22 protein-coding genes are annotated in these 21,563 nt (G+C 65.5%); 12 read left to right on the top strand and 10 right to left on the bottom strand.

Annotation, left to right across the window (positions count from 1 at the left end; all coding sequences use genetic code 11):
* Nucleotides 1-13: 13 nt before the first annotated feature.
* Nucleotides 14-1,522 (top strand): long-chain-fatty-acid--CoA ligase FadD17, encoded by a 1,509-nt coding sequence (fadD17, locus tag VFH65_RS09930; protein ID WP_353321068.1) that lies wholly within the window; start codon nucleotides 14-16, stop codon nucleotides 1,520-1,522.
* Here fadD17 and VFH65_RS09925 read toward each other — a convergent pair.
* Complete coding sequence (locus tag VFH65_RS09925) at nucleotides 1,519-2,028, bottom strand: hypothetical protein (RefSeq protein ID WP_353321066.1); 510 nt, start codon at nucleotides 2,026-2,028, stop codon at nucleotides 1,519-1,521. The two genes, fadD17 and VFH65_RS09925, sit on opposite strands and share 4 nt — an antisense overlap.
* 23 nt (nucleotides 2,029-2,051) lie before the next feature.
* On the opposite strand from VFH65_RS09925, the gene VFH65_RS09920 reads away from it, so the two are divergent.
* A complete protein-coding gene (locus VFH65_RS09920) occupies nucleotides 2,052-2,780 on the top strand; it encodes an AraC family transcriptional regulator (protein WP_353321064.1) in 729 nt (242 codons plus the stop codon).
* Here the strand turns inward: VFH65_RS09920 and VFH65_RS09915 are convergent.
* The gene (locus VFH65_RS09915) at nucleotides 2,717-3,106 is read right to left on the bottom strand and encodes a VOC family protein (RefSeq protein WP_353321062.1); all 390 of its coding nucleotides are present in this window, start codon (nucleotides 3,104-3,106) and stop codon (nucleotides 2,717-2,719) included. The two genes, VFH65_RS09920 and VFH65_RS09915, sit on opposite strands and share 64 nt — an antisense overlap.
* Before the next feature lie 253 nt (nucleotides 3,107-3,359).
* Here VFH65_RS09915 and VFH65_RS09910 point away from each other — a divergent pair, with 253 nt between their 5' ends.
* On the top strand, nucleotides 3,360-4,076 hold the full coding sequence (locus VFH65_RS09910) for an LpqN/LpqT family lipoprotein (RefSeq protein WP_353321060.1): 717 nt from the start codon (nucleotides 3,360-3,362) through the stop codon (nucleotides 4,074-4,076).
* A 4-nt stretch (nucleotides 4,077-4,080) separates the two neighbouring features.
* Here the strand turns inward: VFH65_RS09910 and VFH65_RS09905 are convergent, their stop codons facing one another.
* The gene (locus VFH65_RS09905) at nucleotides 4,081-5,202 is read right to left on the bottom strand and encodes an NAD(P)H-dependent flavin oxidoreductase (RefSeq protein WP_353321059.1); all 1,122 of its coding nucleotides are present in this window, start codon (nucleotides 5,200-5,202) and stop codon (nucleotides 4,081-4,083) included.
* Nucleotides 5,202-6,854 (bottom strand): acyl-CoA synthetase, encoded by a 1,653-nt coding sequence (locus VFH65_RS09900; RefSeq protein WP_353321057.1) that lies wholly within the window; start codon nucleotides 6,852-6,854, stop codon nucleotides 5,202-5,204. Before VFH65_RS09900 ends, VFH65_RS09905 begins: the two co-directional genes overlap by 1 nt.
* Nucleotides 6,855-6,923: 69 nt before the next feature.
* Here VFH65_RS09900 and VFH65_RS09895 point away from each other — a divergent pair, with 69 nt between their 5' ends.
* Entirely contained in the window at nucleotides 6,924-7,724 is an 801-nt protein-coding gene (locus VFH65_RS09895; protein ID WP_353321055.1) for a crotonase/enoyl-CoA hydratase family protein, read from the top strand.
* A gap of 101 nt (nucleotides 7,725-7,825) precedes the next feature.
* Nucleotides 7,826-8,662: a hypothetical protein gene (locus tag VFH65_RS09890; protein WP_353321054.1), complete on the top strand. Its 837-nt coding sequence runs from the start codon at nucleotides 7,826-7,828 to the stop codon at nucleotides 8,660-8,662.
* A gap of 54 nt (nucleotides 8,663-8,716) precedes the next feature.
* On the opposite strand, the gene VFH65_RS09885 is transcribed toward VFH65_RS09890, so the two are convergent.
* The 3 genes from VFH65_RS09885 to VFH65_RS09875 are packed head-to-tail and all read right to left on the bottom strand — an operon-like array spanning nucleotide 8,717 to nucleotide 11,716.
* Nucleotides 8,717-9,913 (bottom strand): cytochrome P450, encoded by a 1,197-nt coding sequence (locus VFH65_RS09885; protein ID WP_353321052.1) that lies wholly within the window; start codon nucleotides 9,911-9,913, stop codon nucleotides 8,717-8,719.
* Entirely contained in the window at nucleotides 9,910-10,641 is a 732-nt protein-coding gene (locus VFH65_RS09880) for an acetoacetate decarboxylase family protein (protein ID WP_353321050.1), read from the bottom strand. Before VFH65_RS09880 ends, VFH65_RS09885 begins: the two co-directional genes overlap by 4 nt.
* A gap of 43 nt (nucleotides 10,642-10,684) precedes the next feature.
* Entirely contained in the window at nucleotides 10,685-11,716 is a 1,032-nt protein-coding gene (locus tag VFH65_RS09875; protein ID WP_353321049.1) for an LLM class F420-dependent oxidoreductase, read from the bottom strand.
* A 58-nt stretch (nucleotides 11,717-11,774) separates the two neighbouring features.
* On the opposite strand from VFH65_RS09875, the gene VFH65_RS09870 reads away from it, so the two are divergent.
* From VFH65_RS09870 to VFH65_RS09845, 6 genes are read left to right on the top strand one after another with little or no spacing between them, the layout of a single operon-like run.
* Nucleotides 11,775-12,764 carry a Zn-ribbon domain-containing OB-fold protein gene (locus VFH65_RS09870; RefSeq protein WP_353321047.1) on the top strand — a complete coding sequence of 330 codons (990 nt, stop codon included), beginning with the start codon at nucleotides 11,775-11,777 and terminating at the stop codon, nucleotides 12,762-12,764.
* 8 nt (nucleotides 12,765-12,772) lie between these two features.
* Nucleotides 12,773-13,828: a thiolase domain-containing protein gene (locus tag VFH65_RS09865; RefSeq protein WP_353321046.1), complete on the top strand. Its 1,056-nt coding sequence runs from the start codon at nucleotides 12,773-12,775 to the stop codon at nucleotides 13,826-13,828.
* 4 nt (nucleotides 13,829-13,832) lie between these two features.
* Nucleotides 13,833-15,002, top strand: coding sequence for a thiolase domain-containing protein (locus VFH65_RS09860; protein WP_353321044.1), 1,170 nt, complete (start codon nucleotides 13,833-13,835; stop codon nucleotides 15,000-15,002).
* Complete coding sequence (locus VFH65_RS09855; RefSeq protein WP_353321043.1) at nucleotides 14,999-15,877, top strand: TIGR03619 family F420-dependent LLM class oxidoreductase; 879 nt, start codon at nucleotides 14,999-15,001, stop codon at nucleotides 15,875-15,877. The genes VFH65_RS09860 and VFH65_RS09855 overlap by 4 nt, the downstream gene beginning before the upstream one ends.
* On the top strand, nucleotides 15,865-16,278 hold the full coding sequence (locus VFH65_RS09850) for a nuclear transport factor 2 family protein (RefSeq protein ID WP_353321041.1): 414 nt from the start codon (nucleotides 15,865-15,867) through the stop codon (nucleotides 16,276-16,278). The genes VFH65_RS09855 and VFH65_RS09850 overlap by 13 nt, the downstream gene beginning before the upstream one ends.
* A gap of 33 nt (nucleotides 16,279-16,311) precedes the next feature.
* On the top strand, nucleotides 16,312-17,244 hold the full coding sequence (locus VFH65_RS09845; RefSeq protein ID WP_353321040.1) for an aldose 1-epimerase family protein: 933 nt from the start codon (nucleotides 16,312-16,314) through the stop codon (nucleotides 17,242-17,244).
* On the opposite strand, the gene VFH65_RS09840 is transcribed toward VFH65_RS09845, so the two are convergent.
* The gene (locus VFH65_RS09840; protein WP_353321038.1) at nucleotides 17,245-18,270 is read right to left on the bottom strand and encodes a zinc-binding dehydrogenase; all 1,026 of its coding nucleotides are present in this window, start codon (nucleotides 18,268-18,270) and stop codon (nucleotides 17,245-17,247) included.
* A 101-nt stretch (nucleotides 18,271-18,371) separates the two neighbouring features.
* Here VFH65_RS09840 and VFH65_RS09835 point away from each other — a divergent pair, with 101 nt between their 5' ends.
* On the top strand, nucleotides 18,372-19,385 hold the full coding sequence (locus tag VFH65_RS09835; protein WP_353321037.1) for a LacI family DNA-binding transcriptional regulator: 1,014 nt from the start codon (nucleotides 18,372-18,374) through the stop codon (nucleotides 19,383-19,385).
* A gap of 5 nt (nucleotides 19,386-19,390) precedes the next feature.
* On the opposite strand, the gene mmsB is transcribed toward VFH65_RS09835, so the two are convergent.
* A complete protein-coding gene (mmsB, locus tag VFH65_RS09830; RefSeq protein WP_353321035.1) occupies nucleotides 19,391-20,641 on the bottom strand; it encodes a multiple monosaccharide ABC transporter permease in 1,251 nt (416 codons plus the stop codon).
* On the bottom strand, nucleotides 20,642-21,563 hold a 922-nt coding region (locus VFH65_RS09825; RefSeq protein WP_353321034.1), incomplete at its 5' end, for a sugar ABC transporter ATP-binding protein.

Raw genomic sequence — 21,563 nt, 5'->3', positions numbered from 1 at the left:
GCCGACAGCAGCGATGAGCGATGGCCTGCCCACCGTCACCGACCTGCTGAAACCGCTGGTCGAAATCGACGACCGGGGCGTGTATTTCGAGGACTCCTTCGTCACCTGGCGCGAGCACATCCAGCATGGGGCCGCGGTCGCGGCCGCGCTGAAGGCTCGCCTCGATCCCGACCGGCCGCCGCATGTCGGCGTGCTGCTGCAGAACACGCCGTTCTTCTCGGCTGTGCTGGTGGCGGCCGGGTTATCGGGCATCGTTCCCGTCGGGCTGAACCCGGTGCGCCGGGGTGCCGCGCTTGCCCGCGACGTCGATCATGCGGATTGCCAACTGGTGCTGGCGGATTCGGCGTCGGCGGGAACTCTCGGCGAGGCCGGCCACATCGACGTCGACTCCCCCGAGTGGGCGGCCGAGGTGGCCGCATACAAGGACGCCCCGGTGAACCCGCGCGAAGCCGATCCGGCCGACTTGTTCATGCTCATCTACACGTCCGGTACCAGCGGCGACCCCAAGGCGGTCAAGTGCAGTCACGGCAAGGTCGCCATCGCGGGGATGACGATGACGCAACGCTTCGAACTCGGACCCGCCGACGTCTGCTATGTGTCGATGCCGTTGTTCCATTCGAACGCGGTCCTGGTGGGCTGGGCGGTGGCGCTGGGGTGCCGGGGCTCACTTGCGTTGCGGCGCAAGTTCTCTGCGTCGCAGTTTCTTCCCGATGTACGGCGCTACGGCGCGACGTATGCGAACTACGTCGGCAAGCCGTTGTCGTACGTCCTGGCCACACCCGAGCAACCCGATGACGCCGACAACCCGCTGCGGGCGGTGTACGGAAACGAAGGCGCGCCCGCCGACGTCGAACGGTTCGCCAGCCGGTTCGGCACGCTGGTGATGGACGGGTTCGGTTCGACGGAGGGCGGCATCGCGATCGGCCGCACGCCGGACACGCCGCCGGGCTCGCTGGGCCCGCTGCCGGAGGGCACCGAGATCATCGATGTCGAAACCGGCCGGCCCTGCCCGCCTGGCGTGACGGGTGAGCTGGTGAATGTGTCGGACGCAGGGCGGTTCGAGGGCTACTACAACGACCCCGAGGCCGACGCCGAGCGGATGCGCGGCGGCGTCTACCGCAGCGGCGACCTGGCCTACCGCGACGAGAACGGCTATGCGTATTTCGCCGGGCGGCTGGGTGATTGGCTACGCGTCGACGGCGAGAACCTCGGCACCGCGCCGATCGAGCGAATCCTGTTGCGCCATCCCGATGTGGTCGAGGTCGCGGTGTACGGGATTCCAGCGCCGGATGTCGGCGATCGCGTGATGGCGGCGCTCGAGCTTGTCGAGGGTGCTGACTTCGATGCCGACAAGTTTCGCGCCTTCCTCGCCGAACAGCCCGACCTCGGCCCAAAGCAGTGGCCGTCGTTTGTCCGGGTCAGCGCTGCACTGCCGCGTACCGAGACGTTCAAGGTGATCAAACGCCACCTGGCGGCGGAGGGCACTGACTGCGACGACCCGGTGCTGCCGATCCAGCGTTAACTCTCGTGTAAGTACGGGCCGCCCCACAATTCGGGGTGAAAGCGCTTGACCGCCCGCTCGATGCGTTCGGCATCCTTGCCGTACGGCGACACGGTGTAGCGGAGGCAGTCGTCCGCGTCTGCGCCCGTCACGTAGATTTCGAGGCCCGCCATGGTTTTCGTCTTGAGCCCGCGATATGTGCGCGCGTGTGAGCCGAAGCCGATTGCCTCGATCTGCGACCACGTGACGGTTTCGGTGGTCTTGCCGTCGAACGGGTGAATGCCGGTCTCGTTTATGGCGATGCCCATGCCGCGGAGGACTTTCGGAAGTCGCCACAACGTCCACAGCAACGGGATGGCGAAGACCGCGGCGAGCATGCCCATGAAAATCTGTTCGCCGCGGGTGCCGGTGCCGGACAGCAGGGTGAACAGCGGGCCGGCCGCCAGGACTGCTGTCACCGCCAGGACGCCGAGCGCCATCAGTGGACTCCAGCGGGTCAGCACGATCCGCTCGCCCGTGGTTGTCATCGGCCAACGGTAGCCTGGCGTACGTGGGCTACCGCGAGTTCCCGCCGCCCACGGGGTTACACGACCTCGTCGAATGCGCATGGGTGGATGACGGACCACCCGCCCCGGTACGCGTGCTGCCGGACGGGTGCATGGACCTCATCCGGATGGAGGGCCGAGTCACGGTCGCCGGACCCGACACCTCGGCATCAGTGAGCCCCCGCCGCGGAGAACCCTTCGTAGGTTTGCGCTTTCGGCCGGGTGTTCTGCCCCGGCTGCTCGGAGTGCCTGCGTCTGAACTGCGCAACAACCGGGTTCCGCTGCGCGAGCTGCGCGGCGGATTGCCGCGCCGCGGATCGCTGGTTGACCTGGCCGGCGCATTGCTCGCCGATGAGCCGCGGCCCGAAACCGCGCCGTGGTCGCTGCCGCTGCTGCGCCACGTCACGACCCGCCTGGCCGCAGGCGCGCCCGTCGGCGAATTGGCCCGCGACATCGGATGGTCCAGCCGCTCATTACAGCGCCAGTGCACCGCCGTGTACGGCTACGGGCCCGCGACTCTGCGCCGCATCCTGCGGTTCCGGTGTGCGGTGCGGTTGCTCGGTGACGGGCTGCCGAATATCGAGGTGGCCGCCCGCGCCGGATACGCGGACCAACCGCACCTGCACCGCGAGGTCCGCGATCTCGCAGGCGTGCCGCTGGCGACGTTGCGTCAGGATTTCAGCGGGGCGAACAAGTCGACCCAGTTGCCGTCAGGATCGGCGACGGTCGCGTAGCGCTGACCCCACGGCGCGTCGTACGGCTTCAACGGTCCGGCGTGGCCCGCAGCGGTGACCTTCTCGAACAGCGCATCGACCTCTTCCGGCGAATCGACGCCGAAGGCCAAGGCGAGCCGGCTCTCTGGTGAGGGCGGCGGCGCCCATCCGGGATGCATGCCTGCGATGGTGTCCTCCGTATCGAACGACAGAGTGTTGCCACCGGGCAGCTCGACCGCGACGTGGGGCGGGTCCCCGACGTCCGGCACGGATAGGCCGATCAGCCGGTAGAACTCGATCGATCGCGGCAGGTCGTTGGCGAAAATCTGAAACACCGTTGATGTCACGCGAATATCCATACGTGGCACGTTAGGCAAGTCCTGGTCGATTGTCGTGAACAAATCGGACACACGAATTGCCGCCAGCAAATGCCCTTGGCTAACTGTCGCGTTCTTGCGACCGGTCCCGCATTTTCAGATTGAGTAGATCTACTCCCGCTGCATAACTGCACTTTTGGACTACGCTTCGCTACGGCATACACACCAAATGGGTTTGCGGTCGGCTGCCACAGCCGAGCACCAGAGCGACAGGAGTTAATACATGAAACGCACAGCAATCTCGGGCGCGGCAGCGGTGGCCGCGGCGCTCGCGCTTGTGCTGTCCGGTTGCGGTTCGGACACCAAGTCCGAGCCGAGCACCACCAGCGAGACGAAGACCACCACTACCACGACGACGACCGCCAAGGCCGCGCCCTCGACGCCCAAGGTGGCACCGCGTGATGAGGATGCGGCGGGACCCAACCCGACGATCGCAAGCTACATCGCGGAGAACAACATCCAGGAAACCCCGGTCAAGCGTGGCGATCCCGGCGCGCCCACCATCGACCTGCCGTTCCCTCCCGGGTGGGAAGACGCAGGCGCGGATACCCCCGAATGGGCCTACGGGGCCATCATCTACACCGGACCGGAGGCCGCGGAGTACACGCCGAGCATCGTCGCGCTGGTGTCGAAGCTGACCGGCAACGTCGACCCACAGCAGATCATCGACCTTGCGCCCGGCGAACTGCAGAACCTGCCGGGCTGGACCGCGATGAACGAGGGCGAGGTCAGCACCCTTGGCGAGTACCCCGCCTACCAGCTGGGCGGCACGTGGGACTCGGACGGCGAGACGAAGATCGTCGCGCAGAAGACCGTTGTCATCCCTGGCGCCGATGGCCTTTACGTGCTGCAGCTCAACGTCGACGGCCTGGAGGATCAGGCCGAGGTTGTGGGCGCTGCAACGAACGTCATCGACGAGCAGACGACGATCACGCCGTAACGCGCTAGCCCTCTCGGATACCGTCTAATCGCCGAGTTGCGTCTTCGAAACCGGAGACCAACTCGGCGATTATGTCTGCGACGGGACGGATTTCGTTCATCCGGCCGACGATCTGGCCGACCGGCATCGCGACCGTGTCGGGATTCTCCGACTCGTTCATGCGCTGATGGGCCTCGCTGACAAGGATGTTCTGCAGCGGCATGGGCAGCGGCTCTGGCGCGTCGGGTGCGTCCCAGGCGTCGGTCCACCGCGTCTTGAGCAGCCGCGCGGGCTTGCCGGTATAGATGCGACGGCGCACGGTGTCGCTGGAGTTGGCCCGCAGCAGCGCCTCCTGGATCGTCGAGATGCCGCTGGGCTTGCGGTGACCGAGGTCGTATTCGGCCGATGTCAGGAACGCCGAGCCCATCCACACGCCCTGCGCGCCGAGCGCGAGTGCGGCGGCCACCTGCCTGCCGGTCCCGATGCCACCAGCAGCGAGCACCGGGGCGGTATCGCCAACGGCGTCAACGATTTCCGGCCACAGCACCATCGAGCCGATCTCACCGGTGTGGCCGCCGGCCTCATGGCCCTGCGCCACCACGATGTCGACACCGTTCTCGACGTGGCGCTGCGCATGCTTGGCGCTGCCAGCCAGTGCGGCCACCGGTACCCCGGCCTCATGAGCCTGGTCGATGACGTCTTTCGGCGGCGAGCCAAGCGCGTTGGCGATCAGCTTGATCGGGTGTTTGAGCGCCACCTCGACATGTGACCGGGCCACCGAATGTAGCCAGCCGAGCACGCCCGCGTTTCGCTCCTCCTCGTCCGGCAGCGGTGGAACACCAAGATCGGCAAGGGTTTTGGAGACGAAGTCACGATGGCTCTGCGGGATCAGCTTGTCGATGTCGACGGCCGTGCCCTCGGTGGGCACCTTGGCGGGCATGACGATGTCGACGCCGTAGGGCTTGCCGTCGGTGTTCTGGTCCATCCATTGCAGGACGTTTTCGAGATCGTCGGCCTCGTTGAACCGCACGCAGCCGAGCACACCGAGCCCGCCGGCCTTGCTGACCGCAGCGGCAACCTTTTCCGATGGCGTGAAGACGAAGATCGGATAGTCGATGCCGAAGCGGTCGCACAGCTCGGTTCGCATCAGGACGGGCTTCCTACGTGGTTGGCGTGGGCGTCGTCGGCGGGCCGCTCCTCGGTGGTGTCCTTGGCCCAGCGATAGTCCGGCTTACCGGCCGGTGTGCGGTGAATCTCGTCGACCCACCAAACCTTGCGCGGCACTTTGTATCCCGCGATCTCCTGGCGCACGAACGTGTCGAGTTCGGCCAGGGTCGGGTTGGTGCCGGGCCGACGATGGACGACCGCGGCCACGCACTGGCCGAAGCGGTCGTCGGGTACGCCGACCACCAGCGCGTCGAACACATCCGGGTGGCCCTTGAGCGCGGCTTCAACCTCCTCGGGGTAGATCTTCTCGCCGCCGCTGTTAATGGACTGCGAACCGCGGCCGAGCATCGTGACGCTGCCGTCGGCCTCGACCTCGGCGTAGTCGCCGGGGATCGCGTAGCGCACACCGTTATAGGTGCGGAAGGTCTCGGCGGTCTTCTTCTCGTCCTTGTAGTAGCCGACGGGAATGTGGCCCTTCTTCGCGATGATGCCGCGCACCCCTGAGCCCGGCTTGACCTCGTTGCCATCCTCGTCGAGCACAACGGTCGTCTTGTCGATCGTGACGCGCGGTCCACCTGTATGTGACTGCCCCTTTGCCACAATGCTGGTACCGCCGAAGCCCGTCTCCGAAGAGCCGATCGAGTCGGTGATGACGCGGTTCGGCAGCAGTTCGAGGAACTTCTCCTTGATGCTGGTCGAGAACAGTGCGGCGGTGCTCGCGAGGAGGAACAGGCTCGACAGGTCGGGCTCTTTGCCCGCGTCATGCAGCTTGGTCAACGCGTCGAGGAGCGGGCGCGCCATCGCGTCGCCGGTGAAGAACAGCAGATTCACCTTGTACTTCTCGATCGTCTGCCACACTTCATCGGCGTCGAATTCCGGTGCGAGCACGGTGGTTTGGCCGGAGAACAGCGACATCCAGGTGGCCGACTGCGTCGCGCCGTGAATCATCGGCGGGATCGGGTAGCGGATCATCGGCGGGTTCGCAGCGGCCTGCTTGGCCAAGTCGTATTCATCGGCGATGGGTTCGCCCGTCGCAAAGTCGGTGCCGCCGAACAGGACTCGGTATATGTCCTCGTGACGCCACATCACGCCCTTTGGGAAGCCGGTGGTGCCGCCGGTATAGAGCAGGTAGATGTCGTCGGGGCTGCGCTGGCCGAAGTCCCGCTCGGGTGAGCCCTGCTCCAGCGCAGCGTCGAACTCGACGCCGCCGTATCGGCCGAAGTCATCGTCGCTGCCGTCCTCGACCACCAGGATGGTCTTGACGTTCGGCGTCTCGGGAAGCACGTTGGCGACGCGGTCGGCGTAACGCCGCTCGTGCACCAGCGCGACCATGTCCGAGTTCTCGAACAGGTACTTCAGTTCGCCCTCGACGTAGCGGAAGTTGACGTTAACGAGGATCGCGCCGGCCTTCACGATGCCGAGCATCGCGATCACGATCTCGATGCGGTTGCGGCAGTAGAGCCCGACCTTGTCGTCCTTCTTGACGCCTTGGCCGATGAGATAGTGGGCAAGGCGGTTCGCCTTTTCCTCCAGCTGCCCGTAGGTCAGCTGCTCGTCACCCGAAATCAGGGCAACACGGTCAGGCACAGCGTCGATGGCGTGCTCGGCTAGATCCGCAATGTTCAGGGCCACGAACCCTAAATTAGAACGTGTTACATTTTCTGACAAGTCTGTGGTTCCGACGCAGGAAGGTATGCACCCGTGAGCGAGTCCCAAAAAGGCCCCGACGCCCTCGTTGAGCAGCGCGGACACACCCTCATCGTGACGCTGAACCGTCCCGAGGCCCGCAACGCGCTTTCCACCGAGATGCTCTCGATCATGGTGGAGGCCTGGGACCGCGTCGACAGCGATCCCGAGATCCGCAGCTGCATCCTGACCGGGGCCGGGGGCTACTTCTGCGCGGGCATGGATCTCAAGGCGGCCACTGCCAAGCCGCCAGGCGACTCGTTCAAGGACGGCAGCTACGACCCGTCGCGCATCGACGGTCTGCTCAAGGGGCGCCGGTTGACCAAGCCGCTGATCGCCGCCGTCGAGGGACCCGCCATCGCGGGTGGCACCGAGATCCTGCAGGGCACCGACATCCGGGTGGCCGGCGAGAGCGCCAAGTTCGGCATCTCCGAGGCCAAGTGGAGCCTGTACCCGATGGGCGGTTCCGCGGTGCGCCTGGTGCGCCAGATTCCCTACACGGTCGCGGCGGATCTTCTGCTGACCGGTCGGCACATCACGGCGGCGCAGGCCCTGGAATACGGATTGATCGGATACGTCGTTCCGGACGGTTCGGCGCTGGACAAGGCGCTCGAGATCGCCGAGGTGATCAACAACAACGGCCCGCTTGCGGTGCAGGCGATCCTGAAGTCCATCCGCGAGACCGAGGGCATGAACGAGAACGACGCGTTCAAGGTCGACACGCAGATCGGCATCAAGGTGTTCCTCAGCGACGACGCCAAGGAAGGCCCGCTGGCGTTCAAGGAGAAGCGCGCGCCGAACTTCAAGATGAAGTAGAGCGCCCGCCCCGAACGTGCGTCTGTTGCGAATTTTCGGCCAATATTTCGCCGTCAGCGCACGTTCGTTGAATTGTCGGGGGCGTCCGCGACACTTCGGCCATGGTGGATCCGTTCATCGGCAGTGAGGCCGTCGCATCCGGCCGATTGTCGCCGTATGCACTACGAAGCCGATTCGTTGCAATGTGTCCCGATGTTTACGTGCAGACGAACACGGAAGTCACCGCGGTTACCCGCGCGAAGGCCGCATGGTTGTGGTCTCGTCGGCAAGGTGTCGTCGCCGGCCAGTCCGCCGCGGCTTTGCACGGTGCGAAGTGGGTTGATGCTCAACGGCCAGCTGAAGTGCTCTGGCCGAACCGGCGACCTCCTGCTGGTATCCGAGCGTGGTCGGACCGGTTCTCCGACGACGAGGTCGAGGTGATCGGTGGGATTCGGGTAACGACACCGGCACGCACAGCGCTCGACCTTGCTTGCCGATATCCGCACGGTGCAGCTGTCGCTGCTATCGACGCCCTCGCCCGCGCAACGCATTTGAAGATGGTCGACGTTGAACTGCTGGCCGACCGATACGCGGGTCGTCGCGGTATCCGCAAGGCCCGCAGTGTTCTTGTCCTCGTCGACTCTGGAGCCGAGTCGCCGCGCGAGACATGGCTGCGGTTATTGGTGATCCGCAATGGCTTTCCGCGGCCCCAGACGCAGATCCCCGTTTACGACCAATATGGCGCACTCATCGCGGTGCTGGACATGGGGTGGGAGGACGTCAAGATTGCGCTCGACTACGAGGGTGAGCACCATCGAAACCCGGTGCGCTTCAACAAAGACATCCGGCGGCATGATGACGTCACGGACCTTGGGTGGACGGATATCCGCGTCACCTCGCAAGACACCGAAGGCGGCATCATCGGCCGGCTCACTACTGCGTGGAGACGCCGAACGTGAAGTCATTGCGAAATAGTGGCCAGTTTTTCGCAACGCAGGCACGTTCGGCGCTAACTAGCCGCTTAGCGGCTTGGTCGGCGTGAAGACCACCGGCATCTTTTCCAGGCCGGACACGAAGTTCGCCGGCCGCAGGGGCAGCTCGTCCTCGGAAGCCAATCGCATGTCGGGCAGCCGCTTCAGTAGCCGCTCCTGCATCATCGACAGCTCCAGCCGGGCGAGCTGGTTGCCAAGGCAGAAGTGCGTGCCGAAGCCGAACGCCAGGTGGTTGTTGGGGTAGCGGTCGATGTTGAAGTGCTCCGGCTCCTCGAACACGTTCTCGTCGAAGTTGGCGGACTCGAACAACAGCAGCATCTTCTCGCCCGCAGTCAAGCGGGTGCCGTGAAACTCCGTGTCGGCGGTGATGGTTCGCGCCATGTTCTTCACCGGCGCGGTCCAGCGCAGCATCTCTTCAATCGCGTTGGGCAGCAACGCCAAATCGTTGGCAAGACGCTGGTGCTGATCGGGATGACTGAGCAGCTGCCGGGTGCCACCGGACAACGTGTGGCGAGTGGTCTCGTCGCCGCCGATCAGCAGCAGGAGGACCTCGGTGACGATCTGGTGGTCCTCCAGCTTCGAGCCCTCCACCTCCGCGTGCACGAGCACACTCACCAGGTCGTCGGTCGGCTCCTCCTTGCGTGCGGCGATCATGCCCATCATGTATTCGGAGTAGGCGGCGAACGCTTCCATCGTCACCTGCACGTCGGCCTCGGCCGCAGTGCTGCTCAGCGAGCCGACCAGCTCGTCGGACCACTTGAGGAACATCTCGCGTTCCTCTGGCCGCACGCCGAGCATGTCGCCGATGACGGCCATCGGCAGCGGCGCGGCGAGGTCCCAGACGAAGTCACACTCTCCTCGCTCACATACCGCGTCGATCAGCGTGTCGCACAGCCAACCGATCGAGGACTCCAGATCCTTCACGCGTTTGCGCGTGAAGCCCGCGTTGACGAGCTTGCGCCGCAACAGATGTTGCGGGTCGTCCATCTCGATCATCATCTCCACACCCGGCTGGTCGGGCCGGATGCCGCCCGCGTTGGAGAACAGCTCGGGATTGCGCTCGGCCTCGATCACCGCCTGGTATGTCGCCGCCGCGGCCAAGCCGTTGCGGTCCCGAAAGACCGGCTCGTTCTCGCGCATCCACCGGTAGATCGCCCGCGAGTCACCGGCATAGAACGTGCCGTCGGTGAGATCGACGTCTGGTTTTATCGCGGTCACCGTCGAACCTCCTGCGCGTCGTCGAACGACATCTGGACGTTGGCAGCCGAACCGGAGAACAGCGCGCGTTTCGGGAAGCCTAGCGAGGCGAGTTCTTTCGCATAGGGGTGTTCGCCGAGTCGCACTTTTGCCCCGCCCAGTCGGTACCGCAGCCCGCTGGGCGACATCTCGAAGGGGATCTCGCGGGTGACGCCGTCGCGATGCGAATAGCTGCGCTGCGTCTGCGTCCCCGCACTCATCGGAATCGGCACGCCGGGCTGGAACTCCATGCTCACCGCGTGCTGGCCGTCGATCGTGAGGTCGAATCCGAATTGACGGCCCTCGCGAACCGTGAAGTCCGCCATCACCTTCGGAAATCCCCAAATGGTGGTGCCCGCCTCCAAGGTGAACGCCTGGTCGACCGGAAGGTGATGGATGAAGGCGCCCGCAGAACCCAGGGCGCGGGGGCTCCAACTGCCGGGGGGGCGGTCGACCCCTGGCGGATTCACCATCACGTTGGTGCCGTACTCGTAGTACTCGCCAAGGTCGCCGTCAATGTAATGCATCAGCATCAAGACGACGATCGCTCGCCCGGGCAGGTACCGGCAGACCTGCAGGCCGCTGTAGTCGATCATGTGCTGGGCGGCGTCGGCGTTCACCGAGAACATCGCCATGTGTTGATTCGCCGTGCGGATCTTCACCGGCATCGTGAGTACCGTGCCGGCGATGGTGTGCTGCGATGCAGTCATCCGGTCAATCTAGAACGCGTTCTAGTGGCGCGTCTATAGCCGGTCAGACCAGCGTTGCCAGCTCCCGGATCTGCTCGGCGGTGCGGCCGGAGACCACCATCATGGTCACGCCCGCGGCCTCCCACACCTTGATCTGCTCACGCACGTAGTCCAGGTCGCCGACGATCGCCGCGTCGTCCAAGAGTTCGTCGGGGATGATCTTCGCCGCTTCGTCCTTGCGGTCGCTGCGGAACAGCTTGGTGACTTCATCGACCACCTCGGCGTAGCCCATCCGGCGGTAGACGTCGGCGTGGAAGTTGGTGTCCTCGGCGCCCATGCCACCCATGTAGAGCGCGATGTAGGGCTTCATGGCCTCGAACGCCGCCGCGCGGTCGTCGGTGATGACGATGTTCGCGGTCGCGCAGATCTCGAAGTTCTCCCGGCTGCGGCGGGCGCCCGGCCGCGCGAATCCCTCGTCGAGCCACTCGTTGTACGTGTCGGCCATTCGCGGCGAGTAGAAGATCGGTAGCCACCCGTCGCAGATTTCGGCGGCCAGCGCCACATTCTTCGGACCTTCGGCGCCCAGCATGACCGGGATGTCGGCCCGCAGCGGGTGGGTGATCGGCTTGAGCGCCTTACCGAGACCGGTGGTGCCCTCACCCGACAGCGGCAGCGGGTAATGCGGCCCGTCGCTGGTCACCGGGGCTTCCCGCGCCCACACCTGGCGGAGAATGTCGACGTACTCGCGGGTGCGGGCCAGCGGCTTGGGGAACTTCTGTCCGTACCAGCCCTCAACCACCTGCGGCCCCGAAACCCCCAGGCCCAGGATGTGCCGCCCGCCGGAGAGGTGATCCAGCGTCAGCGCGGCCATCGCGCATGCGGTCGGCGTCCGCGCCGACAGCTGAACAACCGACGTGCCAAGGCGCATCCGACTCGTCGACGCCCCCAACCAGGCCAGCGGCGTGTAGGCATCCGAACCCCACGCCTCGGCCGTGAACACCGTGTCGAAGCCGGCGTCCTCGGCGGCTGCCACCAATTCGGGTGCGTTCTCTGGCGGCTTCGCGCCCCAATATCCCAGCTGAAGTCCGAGCTTCATTAGCCTGCCTCTCGACCCGTGGTTGAAACCGTTCTTAGAACCTGTTCTACTCGATGCTGTGACCGCCAGCCAAAGCAGCCCGGTGCAGATCGACACGCATGAGCCGCCTCTTTCAGCGCCGCTGAGGCTCTCCTTCGACTACACCCGTTCAGTCGGACCACTCCTGTCCCAGTTCTTCACCGCCCTACGCCAGCGACGCATCGTCGGCGTGCGCGGTTCGGACGGCCGAGTGCATGTGCCACCGGCCGAATACGACCCTGTCACCTACGAGCGATTGACCGAGATCGTACCGGTGAGCAGCGTCGGAACCGTGGTCTCGTGGACCTGGCAGCCGGGGCCGCTGGAGGGCCAGCCGCTGGACCGCCCGTTTGCATGGGCGCTGATCAAGCTCGACGGCGCAGACACCCCGCTGCTGCACGCTGTCGATGCAAACTCATCGGACGCAATCAGCACGGGCGCCCGGGTGCATGCGCACTGGGTCGACGAGCCCGTCGGCGCCATCACCGACATCGCGTACTTCGCGCTCGGTGAGAACGCCGAACCCGAGGGCCAGGCCGACGACCGTGAGCCGGTGACCGTCCTCGTCAGCCCCAGCAGCATCGAAATCCAGCACACTGCATCGCTTCCCGAGAGTGTCTTCCTGCGCGGGCTCGAGGAGGGCAAGCTGCTCGGGGCACGCTCGGGCAAAGATGGAAAGGTGTATTTCCCTGCGCGGGAAGCCGATCCCGCGACGGGCAGGCAGCTCGACGAGTTCATCGAGTTGCCCGACAAGGGCACGGTGACGACGTTCGCGGTCATCAACATTCCCTTCGCCGGCCAGCGCATCAAGCCGCCTTACGTTGCGGCGTATGTGCTGCTGGACGGCGCCGACATCCCATTCCTTCACTTGGTCACCGAGATCGAGGCTTCGGAGGTTCGGATGGGCATGCGGGTGGAGGCGGTGTGGAAGCCCCGCGAGGAGTGGGGCCTCGGCATCGACAACATCTCCCATTTCCGGCCGACGGGTGAACCCGACGCCGACTACGACACCTACAAGCACCACCAATAAGAGGACCTATGACTGAGATAGCCGTCGTGGGCTTCGCCCACGCGCCGCACGTGCGCCGCACCGAGGGCACCACCAACGGCGTCGAGATGCTGATGCCCTGCTTCGCCCAGCTCTACGCGGAGCTCGGCCTGGCGCAGACCGACATCGGCTTCTGGTGCTCAGGGTCGTCGGACTACCTTGCCGGACGGGCGTTTTCGTTCATCTCGGCGATCGACTCGATCGGCGCAGTCCCGCCGATCAACGAGTCGCACGTCGAGATGGACGCGGCCTGGGCGCTGTACGAGGCCTACGTCAAACTGCTGACCGGTGAGGTGGACACCGCGCTGGTCTACGGGTTCGGCAAGTCGTCGGCGGGGACATTGCGCCGGGTGCTCGCACTGCAGACCGACCCGTATTCCGTTGCGCCGCTGTGGCCCGACGCGGTGTCGATCGCCGGCCTGCAGGCGCGGTTCGGCCTCGACGCCGGTAAGTGGACCGCCGAGCAGATGGCCCAGGTGGCGTTGGACTCGTTCGCCGTGGCCCAGCGGACCGACTCCGAGACACCGGCCAAGAGCATCGACGAACTGCTGGCGAGGCCGTTTTTCGCTGACCCGTTGCGCCGCCACGACATCGCGCCGATCACCGACGGCGCATCGGCCATCGTGCTGGCCGCTGGCGACCGTGCCCGCGAGCTTCGCGAGAACCCCGCCTGGATCACCGGCTTCGAGCACCGCATCGAAACACCAGTCCTCGGTGCGCGCGACCTGACGACCTCGCCGTCGACGTCTGCCTCGGCAAAGGCCGCCACCGGCGGTGACGTCGGTTCGATCGAGGTCGCCGAGATCTACGCACCGTTCACACACCAGCACCTGATCCTGACCGAGGCGATCGGCCTCGGGTCATCGACGAAGGTGAACCCGTCGGGCGGCACGCTGGCGGCCAACCCGATGTTCTCTGCGGGACTGGAACGCATCGGCTTTGCGGCCCAACACATCTTCAACGGTTCTGCACAGCGGGTGCTGGCCCACGCCACCAGTGGTCCTGCGCTGCAACAGAATCTGGTCGCTGTTCTGGAAGGGAAGTAGAGAAATGGCGGGCCAACTCGCAGCGGTGCTGGGCACCGGGCAGACCAAGTACGTCGCGAAGCGCCAAGACGTCTCGATGGCCGGCCTTGTCCGCGATGCGATCGACAAGGCGCTGGCCGATTCAGGTTCGACGTTCGACGACATCGACGCTGTGGTTGTCGGCAAGGCGCCGGACTTCTTCGAGGGCGTGATGATGCCCGAACTGTTCCTGGCCGACGCCGTTGGCGCCACCGGCAAGCCGTTGATCCGCGTGCACACTGCGGGGTCGGTCGGAGGTTCGACCGGCGTCGTGGCGGCCAGCCTGGTTCAGTCGGGCAAGTACCGCCGCGTACTCGCGATGGCGTGGGAGAAGCAGTCCGAGTCGAACGCCATGTGGGCGTTGAGCATTCCGGTGCCGTTCACCAAGCCTGTGGGTGCCGGTGCCGGCGGCTATTTCGCCCCGCACGTGCGCGCCTACATTCGCCGGTCGGGCGCACCGACGCACATCGGCGCCATGGTGGCGGTGAAGGACAGGCTCAACGGCGCCAAGAACCCGCTGGCGCACCTGCATCAGCCCGACATCACCTTGGAGAAGGTGCTGGCGAGCCAGATGCTGTGGGACCCAATCCGATTCGACGAGACGTGTCCCTCCTCTGACGGCGCATGCGCCTTGGTGATCGGCAACGAGGAGATCGCGGACAAACGCGTCGCCGACGGCCACCCGGTCGCGTGGATCCACGCCACGGCGCTGCGCACCGAGCCGCTCGCGTACTCCGGCCGAGATCAGGTCAACCCGCAGGCCGGCCGCGACGCAGCCAAGGCGCTGTGGAAATCGGCGGGCATCACCAGCCCGATCGACGAGATCGACGTCGCCGAGATCTACGTCCCGTTCTCCTGGTTCGAGCCCATGTGGCTGGAGAACCTGGGCTTCATGCCCGAAGGCGAGGGCTGGAAACTCACCGAGGCCGGCGAGACCGCGATCGGCGGCAGGCTCCCGGTCAACCCGTCCGGCGGCGTGCTGTCGTCCAATCCGATCGGCGCATCGGGCATGATCCGCTTCGCCGAGGCGGCAATCCAGGTGATGGGCAAGGCGGGCGAGCACCAAGTACCCAACGCCCGCAAGGCTTTGGGCCACGCCTACGGCGGTGGTTCGCAGTACTACTCCATGTGGGTGGTCGGAGCCGACAAGCCATGAAGTACACCTGCAGCGTCGCGATGGGCCCGGTCGATGAGCTCATCGATATAGCCAAGACCGCCGAGGAAGTCGGCTTCGACTCGATCGCGCTGCCCGACTCGCTGTTCTACATGGAGCAGCAGTCGGCGGACTATCCGTACACCCCCGACGGCTCGCGGATGTGGAATGCCGACACGCCGTGGGTTGACCCGCTGATCGCCGCGGGCGCGATGGGTGCGGTGACGACGACGCTGCAGTTCTACACCAACGTTATGAAGCTGGGCTCCCGCAACCCGTTGCTGCTGGCCCGCCAGGTGGGTTCGGTGGCGAACCTGACCAACAACCGTTTCGGCTTCGGCGTCGGGATCGGCTGGGCACCAGAGGAATTCGAGTGGTGCGGGCAGCCATACGCCAAGCGCGGAAAGCGCGTCGACGAGATGATCGAGGTGATCAAGCTCGTCCTTGGCGGCGGCATGGTCGAGTTTCATGGCGAGTTCTACAACTTCGACAAGCTGCAGATGAGCCCGGCGCCGACCAAGCCGGTGCCGTTCTACGTCGGCGGCCACACCGACGTCGCACTGCGCCGGGCCGCACGGGTCGGCGACGGTTGGACCAGCGCGATGATGACCGGCGATGAGTTGGCCCAGACCATCGGCAAGCTGAACGAACTGCGCGCCGAATACGGCAGGGACGACGAGCCGTTCGAGTTCCAGGCCGTCTGCGTCGACAAGTTCGGTGTCGACGGGCATCGCGAGCTCGCCGAGTCGGGTGTCACCGACAACATCGTGATTCCATGGCTTTTCGAGGGCTTGAGCTTCGACGCGCCGCTGGAGAAGAAGAAGGACTCGCTGAAGCGATTCGCCGACACCTATATCAATTCGGGATGGCAGCAGTGACGGACAGTCCAGCGCATCTGGCGGGTAAGCGCTCGCGGGAAGCCGCCATGGCCCACGACAAGCAGGCGTGGCTGGACAATTTCGCCGACGACGCGATCGTCGAAGACCCGATCGGACCGTCGCACTTCGACCCGGAAGGCAAGGGCCACCGCGGCAAGGAGGCAATCGCAGCCTTCTACGACAACGCCATCGCGCCCAGCGAGTTGACGTTCAACTTCGAGAAGACCTATCAGTGCGGCAACGAGGAAGCCAACGTCGGCAACATCGTGATCCGGGCCGCCGGATACGAAGTCACAGCCGAGGGTGTATTCACCTACCGCGTCAACGACGACGGCAAGATCGTCGCGCTGCGCGCCTATTGGGAACTCGACAAGGCGACTGCGAGCGCCCGCAAGACCTAGCCGTGACCGGGATGTGAACGCTAACATCCAGGTGTGGAAAGGCCCGCGCTCGGAGAACAGCACGAGCTGACGCTGGAAGCCGCTGGCCGCTCCGTGCGCGCGGTGATCACCGAAGTCGCAGCCGCGGTGCGGCACCTGTCGGTTGACGGTGTCGAGCTCACCGCAAGCTATCCCGCCGATGCCCCCGCGCCGTTCAGCAGCGGCATCGTGCTGGTGCCCTGGCCGAACCGGGTGCGAGACGGTCGGTGGACTCACGAAGGGCGCACGCTGCAACTCGATATCACCGAACCCGAACGCGGCAATGCGCTGCACGGCCTTCTGCACAGCACGCCATACCAACTCGTGGAGCGTACGGCGTGTTCGGTGACGCTCGGCGCACAGGTGTTCCCGCAGAACGGATATCCGTTCCACCTCGACACGCGGGTGCAGTACACCTTGGCCCATACCGGTCTCGAAGTCACCCACACCGTACGCAATGCCGGATCCGTCTGCGCGCCAGTGGCTCTGGGTGCGCACCCGTTTCTCACCATGGGTGACGTCGCCGCAGACGAGCTTGTGTTGACCGTTTCGGCGGACCACCACATCGACGTGGACGATCGGCTCAACCCGATTGGCATGACTCCTGTGCAGGGCACCGCGTGGGATCTGCGCGGGGGCCGCGCCGTCGGGACACTCGAACTCGACGACGCCTGGTCCGGCGTAACCGTTCTCGATGGAGGGAGTACGCAAACCCTACGTGCGCCCGACGGGCGAACCGTCTCGCTTTGGGCCGATGAACATTTCGGCTACGTGCAGGTGTTCATCACGAGGAAGTTCCCGCGCGAAGGCGGCTACCAGGCCGCCGTCGCAATCGAGCCGATGACCGCGCCTGCCGACGCCTTCAACAGCGGCGAAGGACTGCGCTGGCTTCACCCCGGCGAAGACTGGTCGGCACAGTGGGCGATCCGGTACCAGGACGGCGGGTAATCAAGCGCCGGGCTCGACGACCACTTTCAAACCCCCACGACGAGCGGCCATTGCGAAGGCTTCGGTGACACGATCGAGCGGATACCGATGCGTCACTATCGAGGACACGTCGACCATGCCATGCTCGACGAGCCGAATTGCGCGTGGATACGCATCATTCATTCGCCTGACCAGAACCAGCGTGAGTCCCTTGCGCCGCGCCAGCGAGGCGGGAAACGACGTCCGGTCCCCGTCGGGGATGCCGCCAAGCACCACGCGGGCACCCGGTCGCGCAGCGCGCAGCCCGATCTCGACCGCTTGATCGCAGCCTGCCATTTCGAAGACGACGTCGGCGCCCGAAGCTCCGGTCGCGTCGGTCAGCGCCGCCTCGTCCGCCTCGTCGACATCCAGAGCGGCGTCGGCGCCGTACCGCAGTGCGGCATCGCGTCGGTGCGCGAGCGGCTCGACCACGACGACGCGGGTGGCACCTGATCGTCGAAGCGCTTGCAGCAGAAGCAGTCCGATCGGACCCGCACCGACGATGACCACGACCGCGCCGATTCGCATGTGTCCAAGGTCCAGCGCGTGCAAGGCGACACCGAGCGGCTCGAGCATGGCGCCGTCGACCCCGTCGATGCCGGAGGGCAGCGGATGAAGCGCCCACGATGGCCACACCAGGTATTGCTGCAATCCGCCGTCGCGGCCCGAATGCCCGGCGAAAACCACGTCGGGACACAGGTTCTGGTCACCACGCAGACACGTATCGCACTGCCGGCACGGCAGCGCCGGGTCGATTGCCACCGGTATTCCGTGACGCGGACCGCCCTCGATCACGCCGGCCAGCTCATGGCCAGGCACGACCGGGCTCAAGAGCCGGGCATCGCCGATTCCGGCCTCGGTGAACCAGTGCACGTCCGATCCACACAGCCCTACGGCGGTGACCCGCACCAACTCCTCATCGCGGCCGGGTTTCGGAACGCGTTCGGTCTCGGGGCGGACATCCCCGATGCCGTGCAGCCGGGCTACGGTCTGCAAAGTCAACGTCATGAAAACTCCAGCTGCGCTTAAATTTCCGAATCTACTCCGTCGATGTTAACGCTAACATTGGGCGTTGGGAATCCCTGCGCGCACCGGACTACGATTCGAGCGTGAGCGAACGCCGGTCGGTCAACATGCTCGACGTTGCCAGGGTGGCGGGCGTCTCCCATCAGACGGTTTCCCGCGTGCTCAACGGTTCAGCCGCGGTCAAGGAGTCCACCCGCCGCCGGGTGAACGAGGCGATCGACCAGCTCGGTTACCGGCGTAACCTCGCGGCACGCGCACTTGCGACCCACCGGTCCAAGACGATCGGCGTCGTGTGCTTCGACAGCACGCTCTACGGGCCGGCAAGCATGCTGTACGCCATCGAGCACGCCGCGCGCGAAGCGGGCTATTACGTCAGCGTGGCAAGCGAACCCACCATCGACAGCACGACGCTGCCAAACGCGCTGCGCCGGCTCGAGGAGCAAGCAGTTGAGGGCGTCGTGGTCATCGCGCCGCTGTCGGAAACGCGCCAGGCGCTCCTGCGGTTGCGCGGCGATATGCCGCTCGTGGCTGTCGACGGGGCGGGCGGACTCGGCCTGCCGACCGTCAGCGTGGACCAGTTCGACGGCGCACGGCAGGTCACCCGGCATCTGCTCGAGCAGGGTGCCAAGAATGTCTGGCACGTCACCGGCGCTCAGGGCTGGACCGAAACCGATGCCCGCCTGGCCGGGTGGCGCGAGGAGCTGGCGGCCAACGGCCGCTCCGCTCCAGAACCGGTGCGCGGCAACTGGTTACCCGCTTCGGGATACCAAGCTGGGATCGAACTCGTGCGTCGCCCTGAGGTCGACGCGATCTTCGTCGCCAACGATCAGATGGCGCTGGGCTTGCTGCGCGCGTTCGCCGAGGCAGGCCGGTCGGTGCCGGACGACGTTCTCGTCGCAGGCTTCGACGACGTGCCAGAGGCGGAGTTCTACTCCCCTCCCCTGACCACCGTCCGCCAGGACTTTCCGACGGTGGGACGTAAAAGCGTGGAGATGGTCATCGAGTGCATCGACGGCGACGGCGGGCAGTGGACCACCGACGAACCGATTCTGGTGCCCGCGCAACTGGTCATCCGGCAGAGCACCCGCAGACGCTGAGCCGGTCAACGCCCGCCCTTCCGCTTGTTGTAGACGTCGAAGCCGACGGCCGCGAGCAGCACCAGGCCCTTGATCACCTGCTGGACGTCGCTGCCGATGCCGAGGATCGACATGCCGTTGTTGAGTACGCCGAGAACCAGTCCGCCGACGATCGCGCCGAAGACGGTGCCCACACCGCCGCTCGACGATGCGCCGCCGATGAACGCGGCCGCGATGGCCTCGAGTTCGAAGTTGACACCCGCCTGCGGCGTCGCCGAGTTCAGCCGCGCCGCGAACAGCAGGCCGGCGACGGCAGCGAGGACACCCATGTTTACGAAGACCAGCAGTGTGACCCGCTGGTTGCGGATGCCGGAAAGCTGTGCAGCGGAGGAGTTTCCGCCGACCGCGTAGACCTGCCTTCCGACGACCGTGTTGCGCATGACGAAGGCGTACACGATGGTCAGCACCACCAGGATGATGCCGACGATCGGCACGCCGCGGTAGCTGGCGAGCAACAGCGTCACAGCCGCAAGAGCCGCGACGATCCCCGCGCACTTGGCGGCGAAAATCGTTGTCCGTGAGACCTCTTGACCGTAGCGGCGCTGCGAGCGCCTGCGCCGAACTTGCACGACAAGGGCAGCGGCGATGATCACGACGCCAAGAATCACAGTCGGCCAGTGGTAGACGGCGTCGACGCCGAGTTCCGGCAAGAAGCCGCTGCTGACCTGTTCCAGCCCGTGCGGTAGCGGGGCGATGGACTGACCTTCGAGCAGATACTGTGTGGCACCGCGGAATACGAGCATGCCGCCGAGGGTTACGATGAACGACGGAATTCCGACGTAGGCGATCCAGAATCCCTGCCAGGCGCCGATCAGCGCGCCCATCCCCACGCACACCCCGACGGCTATCACCCACGGCATGTCGTTACGCACCATGAGCACCCCGGCCATCGCCCCGATGAAGCCGGCGATCGATCCGACGGACAGGTCGATATGGCCGGAGATGATGACGATCACCATGCCGATCGCCAGCACGAGGATGTAGCCGTTTTGCTGAATGATGTTGGTGACATTGAGCGGCTTGAGCAGGATGCCGACGGTCCAGACCTGGAAGAGCAACACAATGGCGACAAGGGCGACGACCATCCCGGACTGACGCACATGCGACATCAGAAACGCCGAAACGCGTTGTCTCAGGCTTGGCGACGCAGGCGGGGTGTCGCCGCCGTCCGGCGGGGCCGCTGGGTTCTGCGGCGATTGCTCGACGGTGGTGGTCACCTAGGCACGTCCTTTCATCATGTAGCGCATCAGGGTCTCCTGGGTGGCGTCGGCCTGCGTCACCTCTCCGGTGAGCCGGCCCTGGCTGAGGGTGTAGATGCGGTCGCACAGACCGAGCAACTCGGGCAGTTCGGAGGAGATGACGATGACGGCCTTACCCCGCGCGGCGAGTTCGTTTATGAGCGTGTAGATCTCGTACTTCGCGCCGACGTCGATACCGCGCGTTGGCTCATCGAGGATCAGCACATCGGGATCGGTGAAGAGCCACTTGCTCAGCACGACCTTCTGCTGGTTACCGCCCGACAGCTTGCCGGTGGCCGCCGACACCGACGAGGCCTTGATCCTCATCGACGCGCGGAACCGCTCGGCGACACCAGCCTCTTCGTGCTCGTTGATCACCCATCGCTTGCTCACCTTGCGCAGCGAGGCCAGGCTGATGCTCTTCGCGATGCTGTCCATCAGGTTCAGGCCAAGCTGCTTGCGGTCCTCGGTGGCGTAGGCGATCCCGTGTTTGATCGCGTCAGAGACGGTCTTGGTGCTGACTTCGCGGCCATCCTTGAACACCTTGCCGCTCAGATACTTTCCGTACATTCGGCCGAAGATGCTCATGGCGAGTTCGGTTCGGCCCGCGCCCATCAGGCCGGCAATACCGACGATCTCGCCGGCACGCACCTGAAGCGATACGTCATCGACGACCTTGCGGTGCTGGTCGATCGGATGAAGCACCGTCCAGTGCGCGACACCGAACACCACGTCGCCGATCTCGCGGGCCGCGCGGGGCGGGAAGCGGTGGGTGAGGTCACGGCCCACCATTCCGCGAACGATGCGGTCCTCGGTGAGCCCGTCGTCGACGTCGATGGTCTCGATCGCGCTGCCGTCGCGCAGAATCGTCACCGTGTCTGCGACCTGCATCACCTCGTTG

Source organism: Mycobacterium sp. (assembly GCF_035697385.1).
Lineage (GTDB): Bacteria > Actinomycetota > Actinomycetes > Mycobacteriales > Mycobacteriaceae > Mycobacterium.
Note: the sequence above shows the minus strand (reverse complement) of the source record. Positions and strands in the feature narration are given on the sequence as shown.

Excerpts from the sequence above, each read along its gene's own strand:
- VFH65_RS09905 (WP_353321059.1), bottom strand. The coding sequence starts at position 5,202 with ATGCGAACCGAGCTGTGCGACCGCTTCGGCATCGACTATCCGATCTTC.
- VFH65_RS09910 (WP_353321060.1), top strand. The coding sequence starts at position 3,360 with ATGAAACGCACAGCAATCTCGGGCGCGGCAGCGGTGGCCGCGGCGCTC.
- VFH65_RS09865 (WP_353321046.1), top strand. The coding sequence starts at position 12,773 with ATGACTGAGATAGCCGTCGTGGGCTTCGCCCACGCGCCGCACGTGCGC.
- VFH65_RS09860 (WP_353321044.1), top strand. The coding sequence starts at position 13,833 with ATGGCGGGCCAACTCGCAGCGGTGCTGGGCACCGGGCAGACCAAGTAC.
- VFH65_RS09850 (WP_353321041.1), top strand. The coding sequence starts at position 15,865 with ATGGCAGCAGTGACGGACAGTCCAGCGCATCTGGCGGGTAAGCGCTCG.
- VFH65_RS09890 (WP_353321054.1), top strand. The coding sequence starts at position 7,826 with ATGGTGGATCCGTTCATCGGCAGTGAGGCCGTCGCATCCGGCCGATTG.
- VFH65_RS09855 (WP_353321043.1), top strand. The coding sequence starts at position 14,999 with ATGAAGTACACCTGCAGCGTCGCGATGGGCCCGGTCGATGAGCTCATC.
- VFH65_RS09880 (WP_353321050.1), bottom strand. The coding sequence starts at position 10,641 with ATGACTGCATCGCAGCACACCATCGCCGGCACGGTACTCACGATGCCG.
- VFH65_RS09875 (WP_353321049.1), bottom strand. The coding sequence starts at position 11,716 with ATGAAGCTCGGACTTCAGCTGGGATATTGGGGCGCGAAGCCGCCAGAG.
- VFH65_RS09925 (WP_353321066.1), bottom strand. The coding sequence starts at position 2,028 with ATGACAACCACGGGCGAGCGGATCGTGCTGACCCGCTGGAGTCCACTG.
- fadD17 (WP_353321068.1), top strand. The coding sequence starts at position 14 with ATGAGCGATGGCCTGCCCACCGTCACCGACCTGCTGAAACCGCTGGTC.
- VFH65_RS09840 (WP_353321038.1), bottom strand. The coding sequence starts at position 18,270 with ATGACGTTGACTTTGCAGACCGTAGCCCGGCTGCACGGCATCGGGGAT.